This is a genomic window from Fimbriimonas ginsengisoli Gsoil 348 (genome assembly GCF_000724625.1).
GTDB lineage: Bacteria > Armatimonadota > Fimbriimonadia > Fimbriimonadales > Fimbriimonadaceae > Fimbriimonas > Fimbriimonas ginsengisoli.
Map to the genome: position 1 here is coordinate 745,396 of NZ_CP007139.1, position 12,361 is coordinate 757,756.

12 protein-coding genes are annotated in these 12,361 nt (G+C 61.4%); 6 read left to right on the forward strand and 6 right to left on the reverse strand.

The features are described 5' to 3' along the window. Positions 1 to 95: 95 nt before the first annotated feature. The 3 genes from OP10G_RS03490 to OP10G_RS03500 are packed head-to-tail and all read right to left on the reverse strand — an operon-like array spanning position 96 to position 3,684. A complete protein-coding gene (locus OP10G_RS03490) occupies positions 96 to 2,207 on the reverse strand; it encodes an HD domain-containing phosphohydrolase (RefSeq protein ID WP_025227266.1) in 2,112 nt (703 codons plus the stop codon). Continuing rightward, positions 2,204 to 2,767 carry a hypothetical protein gene (locus OP10G_RS03495; RefSeq protein WP_025227265.1) on the reverse strand — a complete coding sequence of 188 codons (564 nt, stop codon included), beginning with the start codon at positions 2,765 to 2,767 and terminating at the stop codon, positions 2,204 to 2,206. Before OP10G_RS03495 ends, OP10G_RS03490 begins: the two co-directional genes overlap by 4 nt. Beyond that, positions 2,767 to 3,684 carry a hypothetical protein gene (locus tag OP10G_RS03500; RefSeq protein WP_025227264.1) on the reverse strand — a complete coding sequence of 306 codons (918 nt, stop codon included), beginning with the start codon at positions 3,682 to 3,684 and terminating at the stop codon, positions 2,767 to 2,769. Before OP10G_RS03500 ends, OP10G_RS03495 begins: the two co-directional genes overlap by 1 nt. Before the next feature lie 130 nt (positions 3,685 to 3,814). On the opposite strand from OP10G_RS03500, the gene OP10G_RS03505 reads away from it, so the two are divergent. Continuing rightward, entirely contained in the window at positions 3,815 to 4,720 is a 906-nt protein-coding gene (locus OP10G_RS03505) for an aldo/keto reductase (protein ID WP_025227263.1), read from the forward strand. A gap of 144 nt (positions 4,721 to 4,864) precedes the next feature. Here OP10G_RS03505 and OP10G_RS03510 read toward each other — a convergent pair whose 3' ends face one another. Together OP10G_RS03510 and OP10G_RS03515 are read right to left on the reverse strand one after the other, a co-directional pair. Further along, positions 4,865 to 6,139, reverse strand: coding sequence for a hypothetical protein (locus OP10G_RS03510; protein WP_144240973.1), 1,275 nt, complete (start codon positions 6,137 to 6,139; stop codon positions 4,865 to 4,867). A gap of 102 nt (positions 6,140 to 6,241) precedes the next feature. Then, positions 6,242 to 7,144, reverse strand: coding sequence for a threonine ammonia-lyase (locus OP10G_RS03515; protein ID WP_025227261.1), 903 nt, complete (start codon positions 7,142 to 7,144; stop codon positions 6,242 to 6,244). A 55-nt stretch (positions 7,145 to 7,199) separates the two neighbouring features. Here OP10G_RS03515 and OP10G_RS23885 point away from each other — a divergent pair, with 55 nt between their 5' ends. After that, the gene (locus OP10G_RS23885) at positions 7,200 to 8,405 is read left to right on the forward strand and encodes a TlpA family protein disulfide reductase (RefSeq protein ID WP_025227260.1); all 1,206 of its coding nucleotides are present in this window, start codon (positions 7,200 to 7,202) and stop codon (positions 8,403 to 8,405) included. A 249-nt stretch (positions 8,406 to 8,654) separates the two neighbouring features. Further along, positions 8,655 to 9,158, forward strand: a complete 504-nt coding sequence (locus OP10G_RS03525) for a hypothetical protein (protein WP_025227259.1) — start codon at positions 8,655 to 8,657, stop codon at positions 9,156 to 9,158. Between the two features lie 66 nt (positions 9,159 to 9,224). Here the strand turns inward: OP10G_RS03525 and OP10G_RS03530 are convergent, their stop codons facing one another. Further along, positions 9,225 to 9,671, reverse strand: coding sequence for a GNAT family N-acetyltransferase (locus tag OP10G_RS03530; RefSeq protein ID WP_038472444.1), 447 nt, complete (start codon positions 9,669 to 9,671; stop codon positions 9,225 to 9,227). 71 nt (positions 9,672 to 9,742) lie between these two features. Here OP10G_RS03530 and OP10G_RS03535 point away from each other — a divergent pair, with 71 nt between their 5' ends. The 3 genes from OP10G_RS03535 (at position 9,743) to OP10G_RS03545 (ending at position 12,292) form a co-directional block, all read left to right on the forward strand. Next, entirely contained in the window at positions 9,743 to 10,393 is a 651-nt protein-coding gene (locus tag OP10G_RS03535) for a phosphoribosyltransferase (RefSeq protein WP_025227258.1), read from the forward strand. Positions 10,394 to 10,477: 84 nt separating this feature from the next. Continuing rightward, the gene (locus OP10G_RS03540) at positions 10,478 to 11,869 is read left to right on the forward strand and encodes a serine hydrolase domain-containing protein (protein ID WP_025227257.1); all 1,392 of its coding nucleotides are present in this window, start codon (positions 10,478 to 10,480) and stop codon (positions 11,867 to 11,869) included. 33 nt (positions 11,870 to 11,902) lie between these two features. After that, positions 11,903 to 12,292 carry a hypothetical protein gene (locus OP10G_RS03545; protein ID WP_025227256.1) on the forward strand — a complete coding sequence of 130 codons (390 nt, stop codon included), beginning with the start codon at positions 11,903 to 11,905 and terminating at the stop codon, positions 12,290 to 12,292. Positions 12,293 to 12,361: the final 69 nt, after the last annotated feature.

The window sequence follows — 12,361 nt, forward strand, 5'->3', positions numbered from 1 at the left end:
CCGGCTTGCGCCGTCGGGCTTTAGCCCGCGGCTCGGCGTCGACTAAAGTCGAACCCCATATGCGAGCTGAAGCTCGCGCTCCTGGGCTTGCTGAGCTATGTGAGAACGTGGCTCGTTCGAGCCCGCATCATCTGAACAAAGGCAAGGGCCAGATCGGGGTCGAACTGGGTTCCCGCACCGCGTTCAATCTCTTCGAGCGCGACCTCCGGGGGCATACCTCGGCGATACGGTCGGTCGCTGGTCATCGCGTCGTACGTATCCGCAACCGCCAGGAAACGCGCGATACGCGGAATGTCGTAGCCGCCGATGCCGTCCGGGTAGCCGCCTCCATCGAAACGCTCGTGGTGATGCCGCACCCCGGGCAGCAACTCCGCGAGTTGGGGAATCTTGGCGACGATGAACTCTCCCAGAACGGCGTGAGCCTGCATCGTGCGCACCTCGTCCGGATCGAGCCGGCCAGGCTTCTGGAGGATGGCATCGGGCACGCCGATCTTTCCGACGTCGTGCAAGGTTCCGCAACGATGGATCAGGTCCACTTCGGTCGGATCCGCTCCCACATAGGCGGCGAGATCGGAGGCAAACCCCGCCACCCTGTCCGAATGGCCGTGAGTGTACGGGTCCTTCGCATCGACGGCGGCGGCGAGCGCTTTGACGGTGGCGTACGTACCGTCGTGGAGGTAGCGGTAAAGCTGTTTCGGGTCGTCTCCGCCCGCTCCTGGCACCTCGCCGAACTCGCAGAGCCGGTGACGGCCTAGCTGTTTTGCCCGCTCCAGGGCGAGTTGCGCCGCCACGATAAGCCCTTCGGTCTGCCCGCGCGCGGACACCAGCTCGGCGCAACCTCCGCTGAGGGTAACCCCCTTAACCGAACCGGCGATGAGCTTATAGAGCACTCCGGCGTCCTGCACGGAATAGCCGGGCAGCAGGATCGCAAACTCTTCCCCGCCGTACCGGGCGACGGATGCAAACTCCGGCCGCGCCTCCCGCAAGACCGCCGCGATCTCTTTGAGCTTTCGATCCCCCTCGGCATGCCCTTTCTCCCGATTGTATTCGGAGAAGTTGTCGATGTCCAGGAGCAGCAGGGCGAGCGACTCGCCGGCGGCCGCGGTTCGGGCCGCTTCGGTCGGCAGAGACTCCTTGAAGTGGCGGTGGTTATCCAGCTCGGTCAACGGATCGACGTCCAGCATCGCCAGAAGCCGCTCCTGCGATCGCCGCATCGACTCCGTCATGTCATTGAACGTCGCCTGCACCAGCCCGATCTCGTCGGTGCGGCGGACCTGGAACCGGTCGGGCCAGCCACCCGCCTGCAGCATCCGGGCGGCCCGAACCACGTCGTCCAGCCCCCGCCCGATGCGTTGACTAAAGAGCGTCCCACCCACGAGGGCCAAAAGGCAAACGACGCCGAGGGCGCTCAGAAACGCGAGGCTGAATTGCTTGGCCGGAGCCATCAGCTCCGCCGTCGACCTCAGTACGACAAACCCCTCATGGGCTCCCGCGTCGGTTCCGGGCAGCGGCCGGTACTGGGCCACGTATTCGTCCTTTCCAATCGTCAGGGGCCAAGGCTCCGTTAGGCTGCCGACGCGCAGGCCGGTCCCCGGCAGCGAGCCGCGGGTCATAACGCCATCTTTGGCGAACATCACCTTCAGCTCGGAAAGCTCGGAGATCTCTCGGGCGAGCTGCTCGCCAAATCGGAGGTAGGTCGTTACCGTCCCTTTAAAAAATCGATCGAAGAAGACCGGATAGGAAGCCTCGATCATCATATCGCCATCGCGAACGACCACTCCGCTCCAGGGGCGCTGGCTTTTGATCACGTTCGAGATGCCGGTATCGGCGGAGGCACTGGTAGGTGTGGTGAACCCGTACTCGCCTACCACGCTGCCGTTCAGGTCGGTGATCACAAAGGCGTCCGTCCCGCCGAACTGACTGACGAGCCCCTTCTCGATCTGATCTTTGATCGTCTGGGCGTCGGTCATCGCAAGGTAGGTCACCTTCGGCGACGAGGCGATCTGGCTCGCTACGCTGCGGAAAACCCTCGTCCGGTTTTGGAGCGAACCGGACAGCACCGCCGCGCCTCGCGCGGTCTCCCGCCGGGCGGTTTCCGTGGCCTGGCGCGAGGTCAGGTAATTGAAGATGCCAAGCACCGACAAGCCGAATCCAAGACAAAGGATCGCCACGAATAAACGTATTCGGGTGGCAAGCGGATACTTCATCTCCTCCTGTGAATTTGTAAGCGGATCGGATCGACGCCGTTAACGGCTATCGATTGCGACAGCTCCTCGCCCGATTCGTGCCAGACCTTGACCCGATACTCACCGGTGGGCACATTCGCGATGTGGAATCGCCCGCGAGCATCTGCTTTGGCGAAATACGGCGTGTCGACGCAAACCACGTAGGCGCTCATTTGTGGATGGATCGTGCATAGCAGCACCGCCACTCCCGCGCGGTCGAATTTTTGCGACTTCGTCTGTCCTTTCGGATACATCCCGAAGTCGAACCGTTGGCTGTGGTACTCGCTGAAAACGTTGTGGAAGACGGTGTCGTTGTTGGGAAAATCCACCCAGGTGTCGACGGTCACCGCCAGCACGTGGGGCGAAAACCTCATATCCCGCTGATCGATCTTCTGCCGCTTCATCGGCGTCGATTTCGCCCCTGGGGCTTCGAACCAAACGATCGCGTCCTTGGCCGGCCGGCCGTTGGCCAGCCTCACATCTCCGCTCAATTCGGCGGTGGGTAGTCCGGCAACGATGGCGGCTACAAATATTGAAAGCATCAGAAGTGAACCTGGAAAAGGGCTCTAAGCGACCAGCCGAGAGAAGGCGAATTCTCTACGAACGCCGGGGCTTTGCCCGTTCCCCAACCGTAATTGACGTTCACGGTGAGGTTCTGGGTCACGATCTGCTTCGCTCCGAATGTGTGCAGACGAAACTCGCCACCGTTGCTGCGATCCAGCCACTCCGTGCGACTCACCAGTTGGGTCCGGGGCAATCCGGGCAGGCGGTAAGCCACGTCTCCGTAATAACCCTGCGCCGTGGGACCGTCTCCCACTCCTTTCATGTACTCCGCTTTCGCCACGATATGGGGTGAGGTCCACCTGAGGTCCAACCCGTAGATCGATCCGTTACCATCCAAGCTGGGAAGCGCGTCGATGGCGGCGATTACGGGCCCGAAACTACTTTGAACCCGCACGCTTCCATACCGGATACGCTTCGGCGCCACCTGAAAATCGGAGGGGCGGGAGTCGACGACCGCGGCCTGAATCTGCAAGTTGGGACCGCCGGTGGTGATTTCGATTCCGGCGTCGTCCCGGTTGAGTCGTGTCTTGTCGACCAAGTTCGCGGACCTAACGATCGGGGTGTGGTTGTAGCCGGTGTAAAAGAGCTCGGACCAGTTGCTGAATCCGAAGGAGATCCTCATTCTCCCAGCCCGGATCATATTGCCGCCGGTCTCGTATTGGACGTTGAACTCGTCCAACACGCGCTTAAACCTTAAGTCGGTGATGGAGAACGTCCCTTTGAGATTCGAGTTCAGGCGCGCATTCAGCTCGACCCACGACAGCACGTTCGAGAACCCGTGCGACAGCCGATCGCTCTGGTAATACGTTTCCACCGTGCCCGACACCTGGGCCGACGCCGAGGCGCCAAGAACCCACGCTAACCCCGATATGATGGCAGCGTGATATCTTCCCATCGGCTAAGGCTGATTATCGGTCGGCGCGGGTGAACCGAGAGGCATCACATCCGGATTGCGAAAAATCGTCGCAACTTGGTAGTAGTTACACGCCGACTGGCGAAGCGCCCGAGGCGTAGCACTGGTAAAGATGGAACGCAGGCGGATCGGATCGCTCGAAGTATCGCTGGTAGGGCTCGGTTGCAACAACTTTGGCCGCCGCGTTGATGAGGCGGGAACCAAGCGGGTAGTGGACGCGGCCATCGCAGCCGGAGTCGACTTCTTCGACACCGCCGATATTTATGGCGGCACCAAGAGCGAGGAGTTTCTCGGAAGCGTTCTCAAGGGGCGTCGGCACCAGGTCGTCCTGGCGACGAAGTTCGGCATGGAGGTCGATCCCGATCGAAAGGGGGCGCATCCCGTCTACATCCGCCAAGCTGCCGAGGACAGCCTTCGCCGTCTGCAGACTGACCATATCGACCTCTACCAGCTCCACACTCCGGACCCGACCGTACCGATCGCCGACACCCTGGGCGCGCTCGACGAACTGGTTCAGGCCGGCAAAGTTCGGGAGATCGGCTGCTCAAATTTCTCGGTCGCCCAGCTCCGAGAGGCGGAGGCCGCCGCCGGTTCCGGCGCTCGGTTCGTCAGCGTTCAAAACGAATACTCTCTCTTCCGGCGCGATCCGGAAGAAGGGGTGCTCGCCGAGTGCGAGCGTCAGGGATTGGCGTTCTTGCCCTTCTTCCCCCTCGCTAGCGGTCTGCTCACGGGCAAGTACCGCAAGGGACACGCAATCCCCGAAGGCACCCGCATTCAAGCCGGCTCCGCTTGGCTAACCGAGGCGAACCTCGATAAGGTGGAGGGATTGATCCGTTTCGCGGAGTCAAAGGGGCACTCCCTCCTCGAACTTGCCTTCTCCTGGCTCGCCTCTAAGCCGGTTATCGCCTCCGTCATCGCCGGCGCCACTCGCCCGGAGCAAGTAGACGCCAACTCGACCGCGGCCGACTGGAAGTTAGCCCCGGAAGAGTTGGCCGAGATCGACCGGATCATGGCGTAGCGTCGGTCCCCGCCAATGCGGCGAACTTGCGTTCACCGGGGGGCCGCTCTGGAAAGCAGCATCCCCCTCCCCTCCCTCTTTGCGCCTTCGCGCCTTTGCGTGACCTTCATGCGGCTCCCTCTCTGAAATCTGGAGGAGAGCCCTCTACCGATGGCGGCGAGCGGAAGGCGGAGGGGGCGGGGGTGTACCCGAGGTCAGGGAGACGTCGAGGCGAAGCGTGGTCACCACGTCGCCAGCCTTCAGATTCTCGTAGAGGGCGAAGTACACCCAAAAGTCGATGTCCAGGAAAACGGAGCTGCCCGGTCCCTCCAAAGGCCCGTTGGTAGGGTCGTCCACATAGTTGAGGACGATTGGTTCACCGCCTTCCACCTGCAACGTCAAGGTGGCCGTTCCGTAAATCGGCGCATTGGAAAGACCGATCGCGTAATAGAGCGGCACGACCAGACCGTACTCTTCGCTTAGGCGCTCATCGTCGCTTCCGGCATCCAGAGTTACCTGGTGGGTTCGATGACTCGCCACCCCGTCGAGGGTGACGTCCGTCTGCGCCGCGACGTATTTGGCGAGATTCCCCGCCGCGCTGATCACCGATCCATGAAGCGTGTCGTTTGTCAGAGTCCCAAACGCGGAGCCCGAAGGATGAGCCCAAATAGACCCGTCTTGCAGCCGGCCGTCTGCATAGGCCATCGAGACGGGGAGAGCGCGAACGCCATTACCTCCGATGCTGTGACCGGTCGCAAGCCACCGGCCATCCGGAAGTTGGAGGGTAAATGTCGCCATCACGTATTCGGCAATGTCGGGGCCGTCCAAGAATGTGGCAGCGTATTTACGCCCGGCGATCGGTACCGGCGGCGTCGTGGCTCGGACACTCGAGCCAGCCGTGACCGCATGCCGCTGAACCAAGTACCGACTCGCCATTTCTGTCGGGAAGTGCTTTAGGATCTTCTGGGCCAGTTCGGGATAAGCGGTGTCGACGACGATCTTGGAAGCGGCTCCGATGCCGCGGCTCGCTTCCATCTGCTGCTCGATGCTGCGGACGTAGAGATGCTGCGAGTCCATGCCGGCGAAGATCGAGCCTACGATTTTCCCTTTGTAAAGGACCGGACTTCCGCTATCGCCGGGTCCGTTGATGTCGTTTTTCGCGGGCTCGATCAACGCCATCTTGTCGCCTGCCTCCTCATAGGTCGATCGGAGGAGAACCGGTCGCTCGTAAACGTCAAACCCGTGGTCGCAAATCCGCGCCATCATCTGGGTATCCGGGGGCACCGTTTGAAGGGTCGCCCAGTCCATCCACCCGGTCGGGTTGTCGGTGACGAGCCGGCCGCTCGGCGAGGTGAAATTCGAAGAGCCGCCTCCACTGGAGCCGCCGCACCCCACGAGAATCATTGCTAAGCTGGCGAAGGGAATTGTAAATCGTTTCATCTCTGACCTCCTGGTCGAGTCACCGCAGTGAGTCCAACTATAGGCCGGAAAGCTCTTAAACCCCCGTTTCGATACAATAACCTGCAAATGTGCCGGGAATTCTTATGCCGACGCGATGACTTCGGCATATAGCGCAGGGTCTACGTTTCCTCCGGAAACGACACAGCAAACATTCTTCCCCGCGAAGAGGTCGGGGCGCGTTGCCACCGCGCCCACCGCCAGCGCTCCGGTAGGTTCCGACTTAAGGTTCGCCAGCCGAAACAGGTCGCGCACGCCGTTTCGAATCGCCGCCTCGGGAACTTCGATCACCTCGTGAATCGACCGCGAGAGGATTTCCCAATTAAGAACCCCAACCTGCCGCGTGCGAGCGCCGTCGGCAAGGGTTTGCGGCTCCTGTTCGTTCGCGAGCCGCCGCCCCTCGCGCATCGAACGGGCAAAGTCGTTTCCCAACGCGGGCTCGGCGCCGACGACATCCGCCGCCGAGCCGCCCTCGTATAGCCCTCGCACCAATCCCGCCGCGAGGCCACCCCCTCCGACCGGAGCCACGACGAAATCGAACGCCTGAGCGTGCGTCGCGATCTCGATACCCAAGGAGGCATTGCCGGCCACGACAAGCTCATCGTCGAATGGGCTGGCGACGTACGCCTCCGGGTTCTCCCGCGCAAGCTGCGCCACCCGATCTTCTCGGGTGACTTTAGTGGTGTCGATGAGGTCGACGGTTGCCCCGTAACCTCGCACCGATTCGATCTTTACCGCCGAGGAGGTGGCCGGCATCACCACCGTGCACCCCTTCCCGGTCAGCTTGGCCGCCAAAGCCAACGCCTGACCGAAGTTGCCCGATGAGGCGGTCAGCAGGTGTGGGTTCGAAACGTTTCTAGCGACGTTGTACGCCGCCCGAAACTTGAAGCTACCGGTCCGTTGGAAGACTTCGACGGCGAGGGTTACGCGGACCCCCAGCCGTTCGATGAGTAAGTCCGGAGTGAGAAAAACGGTCGGTCGATGCACGGGTGAGATTGTAGATTCAACCGATCCAAGAACTTCAATCTACAATGAAGAGATCATGATCCTCCTATCTTTCATCATCAGCGGACTCGCCCTCGGCGGCCCCGGCGATGTCAACGTTAAGTTCCAGCCGATGGCGGATGGAGCGATGCGCAAGATCGGCTACTACATGCCGCAGCGTCTGCAACTCTCCTTCGTGCGACCCGCCGGAATCAAGAAGCTCCCGGCTGGACTGACCAGCCCCAAGTACGGCACATTGGCGATCGGCGGCAAGAAGGTTTGCCTCATCCTAGACGAACCGGCCGGAAAGCCTGCCCGGTTGTTCGTGGACACCAACGGAGATGGCGACTTGACGAACGACAAAGCGCCCGAGTGGAAGCAGCAAGCCAACAAGCTTTACATGGGCAGCATGCAGGTGCCGCTCATGATCGGAGGCAGCGTTCGCCCGGTAACCCTCTCCGCTTACCGTTTCGATCCGGCGGATCGACCCCAGTTCAAGAACACGATCCTCTACTATCGCGACTACGCGGTCAAGGGGGAAATGAAGCTCGGAAGTAAGACCTACCCGGTCATCCTTTCCGACGAAACCGCTTCCGGAAACTTCGCCTCCACCGCCAAAGGGGCGCGCACTTCCCTGCTGATCGACCGCAACGCGGACGGCCGCTTTATGCAGGAAGAGATGTTCGACGTATCGAAGCCGTTCAACTTGGACGGAACTACCTACAAGGTCGGCAAGATCGCGACCGACGGCTCCTCGCTTCAGCTTGTGAAGAGCGACGAGGAGGTAGCGGAGGTGCCATTGCCGCCGGACGTGTCGCTCGGGAAGAACGTTCTGCCGTTCCAAGCCGAAACCACATCCGGACAGAAGATCGACTTCCCGACCACCTACAAGGGCAAGGTCGTTATGCTCGACTTCTGGGCAACCTGGTGCGGACCGTGCGTCGCGGAGCTCCCGAACGTAAAGAAAGCGTACGCCCAGCTTCACGACAAGGGATTCGAGATCCTCAGCATCAGCCTCGACCAGAAAGGGGACGGCCCCAAGCTGGCCAAGTTCACCAAGGACAACGACATGCCGTGGAACCAGGTCTACGACGGCGGCTTCTGGGACGCGCGCGTGGCCAAGTTGTACGGCGTCCACGCCATCCCGTTCGTGATTCTCGTCGACGGCGACACCGGCAAGATCATCGCCAACGAAACCACCCTCCGAGGCCCTCAGATCGTCGATACGATCACGAAGGCCCTGAAGTCGAAAGGCATCAACTGATCCCCGGCACGGACTACCAAGCCGTAGCATCGGCTCCCAGCCGATGAACCTCACCAACATCCTGGTCGCGTAAAAAAGGCCAGGGGCAGCGATGCCCTTGGCCCCCGTAGCAGGATCAAACACCCCGGTTACGTCCTACCCGCCGACCTTAGAATGTGCCAAGGATACGAACACCGGGTCTTCTCGCGCGTTTGAAAAAGTAGATCCCACGGAGACGGGGCAACGGCCTTTAGAGCTCCAGGAGACGAAATGAAAAACACGCTTCTCAAATTCGCCACTCTCGGTCTCCTCGCCGCCACCGCCGCGATGCCGATAATGGCATCGGCACAAAGCTATCGGCAACACCGAGATTCCCAGAAGAACCAGTGGAAGAACATCGGTATCGGCGCGGCCGCAGTGGGTCTCTACGGTCTTATCAAGGGTGACACTAACCTCGCGCTCTTGGGAGGAGCCGGCGCGGCGTACTCCGCTTACCGTTACGATCAAGACGGAAAGCAAAGCCGCTATGGTCGATACGATCGGTACGGTTACGACAACGGCGGTTACGACCGCTACGGTTACAACCGCGATGGATATAACCGGGACGGCTACGACCGAAACGGACGCGATCGCAACCGATACGGCAACGACTACGGGCATGGCCGGGATCACAACGGTTGGTCCGATCGAAACAACGACCGGGATTCCCGCTCGAATCGCGGGCCGGGTAACAGCGATTGGGGCCACTCTCGCGGCCATCGCAACCACGACTAACCGATTGTGGAGCGCGACCCCGCGCTCCCATCAGGCGCCCCCTCCTTCCCCTGGGGGCCGTCCCTTCTAGGGATACACGTAGTAGATATCCCACTCGTCTTGGCTCACCTCCCGGAAACCGTGTTTTCGGTAGAAACGATTGGAGTCGCTTCCTTTCAGCGCTCCGAGTCGGATTGAGCCGCTCCTCTGTTTCGCCAAGTCGAAGAGGTGAGCCATCACCGCGGATCCGACGCCGCTCCCCTGGAATGCTGGAAGGATGTACAGGTGGTCCAGGTGGAACCCCTCCTCCGTCGGAAGAAGCGCGTAGAAGCCGACCCGCTTTCCATCCAAGTCGATCGATCGGGTGTGGTCGGGCTGAAAGGTTCGTACGAGTCGTTCTCGGGCACGGACCGGATCGAACCGGCCGACCAGTTCGAGGCTTTCTCGCATCGCGGCCGTTCGAATCGCGATCAGATCGTCGAGATCGCCTCGCGTGACTTCCCCATAGCTTAGCCGGGCCTCGAGGTCGTCCATTGACGGGGATATTGTTGCATTCCCGGCCGGCCGCGTGGGAATAAAAGAGGACCGCATTTCGTAGAAAAGCCATGCTTTTCCGAGATCGAACGGACGCCGGACGGCGACTCGCGGAGCGCCTACTCTCCTACCGAGAGCTCCACCCGATCGCCCTCGGCCTCGCCCGTGGCGGCGTTGTGGTGGCAGCGGCGGTTGCCAAAGAGCTTGGCGGCGACTTCGACGTGCTGGTCGCCCGGAAAGTCGGCGCGCCGAACTTTCCCGAAGTCGGAATCGGCGCTGTGGGTCCGGAGGGCGGACGGTTCTTCGACATCCGCTCCGTTCGGGCGCTGGGGTTGCTCGACCGGGATCTCGACCGTCTTGCGGAATCGGAGGAAGCGGAGGTGCGGCGCAGGTTAGCCGCCTACCGGCTTGGCCGCCCCGCACCAATCCTAACCGATCGGTACGTCATCGTCGTCGACGACGGCTTGGCAACCGGGGTAACCGCCGTCGCCGCATGCGAATACGTCCGGCGTCAATCTCCGAAAAAGCTCATCCTAGCGGCGCCCGTATGCTCCCAGCAAGCCGCCGAGCTGCTGGCCTCCCACGTCGACGAAGTCGTTTGCCTCCACTCCCCGGAAGATTTCCGATCCGTGGGCGAATGGTACGAAAACTTCACCCAAACCACCGACCAAGAAGTAATGCTCCTCCTCTCCGAAGCCGAACGCGCCGGCTACCTAGCCTAACCAACCGCCACTGCCACCTTCCCTTCCCTCCGCCCTCCGCCCTCCGCCCTCCGCCCTCCGCCCTTGTAAGGGTAATTTGTCCCCATGGCCCCCGCCTCCCCCGAGTCGCTAGGAATTCCCTCTGCCGCGATCAGCGCGCTTCTCGACTCGGCCGCCGACTCGAACATCGAATTGCACAGCTTGATGGTCCTTCGTCACGGCAAAGTGGCCGCCGCGGGATGGTGGGATCCGTACCGGCGAAACGACGTTCACCTTCTCTATTCGCTCAGCAAGAGCTTCACGTCCACCGCGATCGGCTTGGCTGCTTCGGAAGGGCGGCTGACGCTCGACGATAAGGTCGTCACTTTCTTCCCCGAGGCTTTGCCCGATATCCCGAGCGAGAATCTGATGGCGATGCGGGTTCGGGATCTGCTCACTATGGCTTCCGGCCACGCCGCCGACACCTTCGGGCCTCTCATGTGGGATAGCGACGACTGGGCTCGAGGATTTCTCGCGATTCCGGTCGAACACGAGCCAGGGACCCACTTCGTTTACAACACCGGCGCCACCTACATGCTCTCGCGCATCCTGCGGAGCGTCTCCGGCGAGAATCTCACCGACTACCTTCGGCCGCGGCTGTTCGATCCGCTCGGAATCGATGAGGCGACCTCACTGAAAGACCCCGCCGGCACCGACCTCGGCGGAACTGGACTCAGCATAACAACCGAGTCGATCGCGAAATTCGGGCAGCTCCTTCTTCAGGACGGGGTTTGGGAAGGCAAGCGGTTGCTCCCAGAGGGATGGGTTGACGAGGCATCTTGGCCGCACGTATCGAACGGCGACGATCCGAATTCCGACTGGGCGCAGGGGTATGGATACCAGTTTTGGCGCTGCCGCCACGGCGCCTATCGCGGCGACGGGGCGTTCGGCCAGAACTGCATCGTCGTCCCGGAAAAGGACGCGGTCTTCGTCACCACTGCGAGGGCCGACGACCTCCAGGCGCTGCTGAACCTGTTCTGGACTCACCTTCTGCCCGCCTTGGGAGAAGCTCTGCCAGAAGACCCCATCGCCCACGCAACTCTCCAGAATCACCTCGACAACCTGTACATGCACCCACCGATGGGAGGCGGATTCTCCCCGATATCGGAAACGATCTCAGGACGTACCTACGAAGACACCGATGGCGGAACCTATCGGTTCCAGTTCATCGGAGACCGTTGCCGGGTCCACGCTCTGGGACACGTTATCGAGGCCGGATTGGGCGACTACGTCCGCGGGGAGACCTCCTTCGATTCCAAAGAACCGAGGCCGGTTGCCACGTGGGCTCGTTGGACGGAGGACGACGTGCTCACAATCCGAATCCAAGACACCAAGACCCCTCTCAACACGGTACTGACATGTCGCTTCGGCGACGGAGTCCGAGTGGAACTGCGCCGATCCGGCACCTTCATGCCAGCCGAGGGACCGGTCTTTGAAGGACGATCCGAACCCAGTTAGCTGCTTAAGGGCTCGTTGTATCATTCCCACGGAATGAAGAGAGCCCTTGTATTGGCTACGGTTCTCGCGGCTACCTCTGCCGAGGCATGCTCCGGACCCGACGTCATGGGAACGATCGAGGCGCATCAGCGTTTCGCGACGGTTTGCGCGTGTGCTATCGGACTTCTATTCTTGGTCGCCCTTCGGCTTACGATTTCCCGTCGGCTCGATACGGGGACCTTTTGGAACTTGGCGGGGATGTTCGCCCTTCATCCCGCTTGGACGATCAGCGGCTTCGACGGTGATTGCGGCTTCATGCAGGTCAACGCATCTATTCTCTTTCTTGGGATTGCCGCCCTATTGACCTGGTTCCTCTTCCTCGCCTGGTTCCGCGCGGGGACCACGACGGCTCGCCGTGCGACCTCGCCTAGCGAACAGAACTGACGTCGGAACCTACCAAGGAAAAACCTCATGTTGGTCAGTCCCCCTTCACATTTGAAGGCATACAGTAAC

Excerpts from the sequence above, each read along its gene's own strand:
- OP10G_RS03505 (WP_025227263.1), top strand. The coding sequence starts at position 3,815 with ATGGAACGCAGGCGGATCGGATCGCTCGAAGTATCGCTGGTAGGGCTC.
- OP10G_RS03495 (WP_025227265.1), bottom strand. The coding sequence starts at position 2,767 with ATGCTTTCAATATTTGTAGCCGCCATCGTTGCCGGACTACCCACCGCC.
- OP10G_RS03490 (WP_025227266.1), bottom strand. The coding sequence starts at position 2,207 with ATGAAGTATCCGCTTGCCACCCGAATACGTTTATTCGTGGCGATCCTT.
- OP10G_RS03535 (WP_025227258.1), top strand. The coding sequence starts at position 9,743 with ATGCTTTTCCGAGATCGAACGGACGCCGGACGGCGACTCGCGGAGCGC.
- OP10G_RS03545 (WP_025227256.1), top strand. The coding sequence starts at position 11,903 with ATGAAGAGAGCCCTTGTATTGGCTACGGTTCTCGCGGCTACCTCTGCC.
- OP10G_RS03525 (WP_025227259.1), top strand. The coding sequence starts at position 8,655 with ATGAAAAACACGCTTCTCAAATTCGCCACTCTCGGTCTCCTCGCCGCC.
- OP10G_RS03540 (WP_025227257.1), top strand. The coding sequence starts at position 10,478 with ATGGCCCCCGCCTCCCCCGAGTCGCTAGGAATTCCCTCTGCCGCGATC.
- OP10G_RS03500 (WP_025227264.1), bottom strand. The coding sequence starts at position 3,684 with ATGGGAAGATATCACGCTGCCATCATATCGGGGTTAGCGTGGGTTCTT.
- OP10G_RS03530 (WP_038472444.1), bottom strand. The coding sequence starts at position 9,671 with ATGGACGACCTCGAGGCCCGGCTAAGCTATGGGGAAGTCACGCGAGGC.
- OP10G_RS23885 (WP_025227260.1), top strand. The coding sequence starts at position 7,200 with ATGATCCTCCTATCTTTCATCATCAGCGGACTCGCCCTCGGCGGCCCC.
- OP10G_RS03510 (WP_144240973.1), bottom strand. The coding sequence starts at position 6,139 with ATGAAACGATTTACAATTCCCTTCGCCAGCTTAGCAATGATTCTCGTG.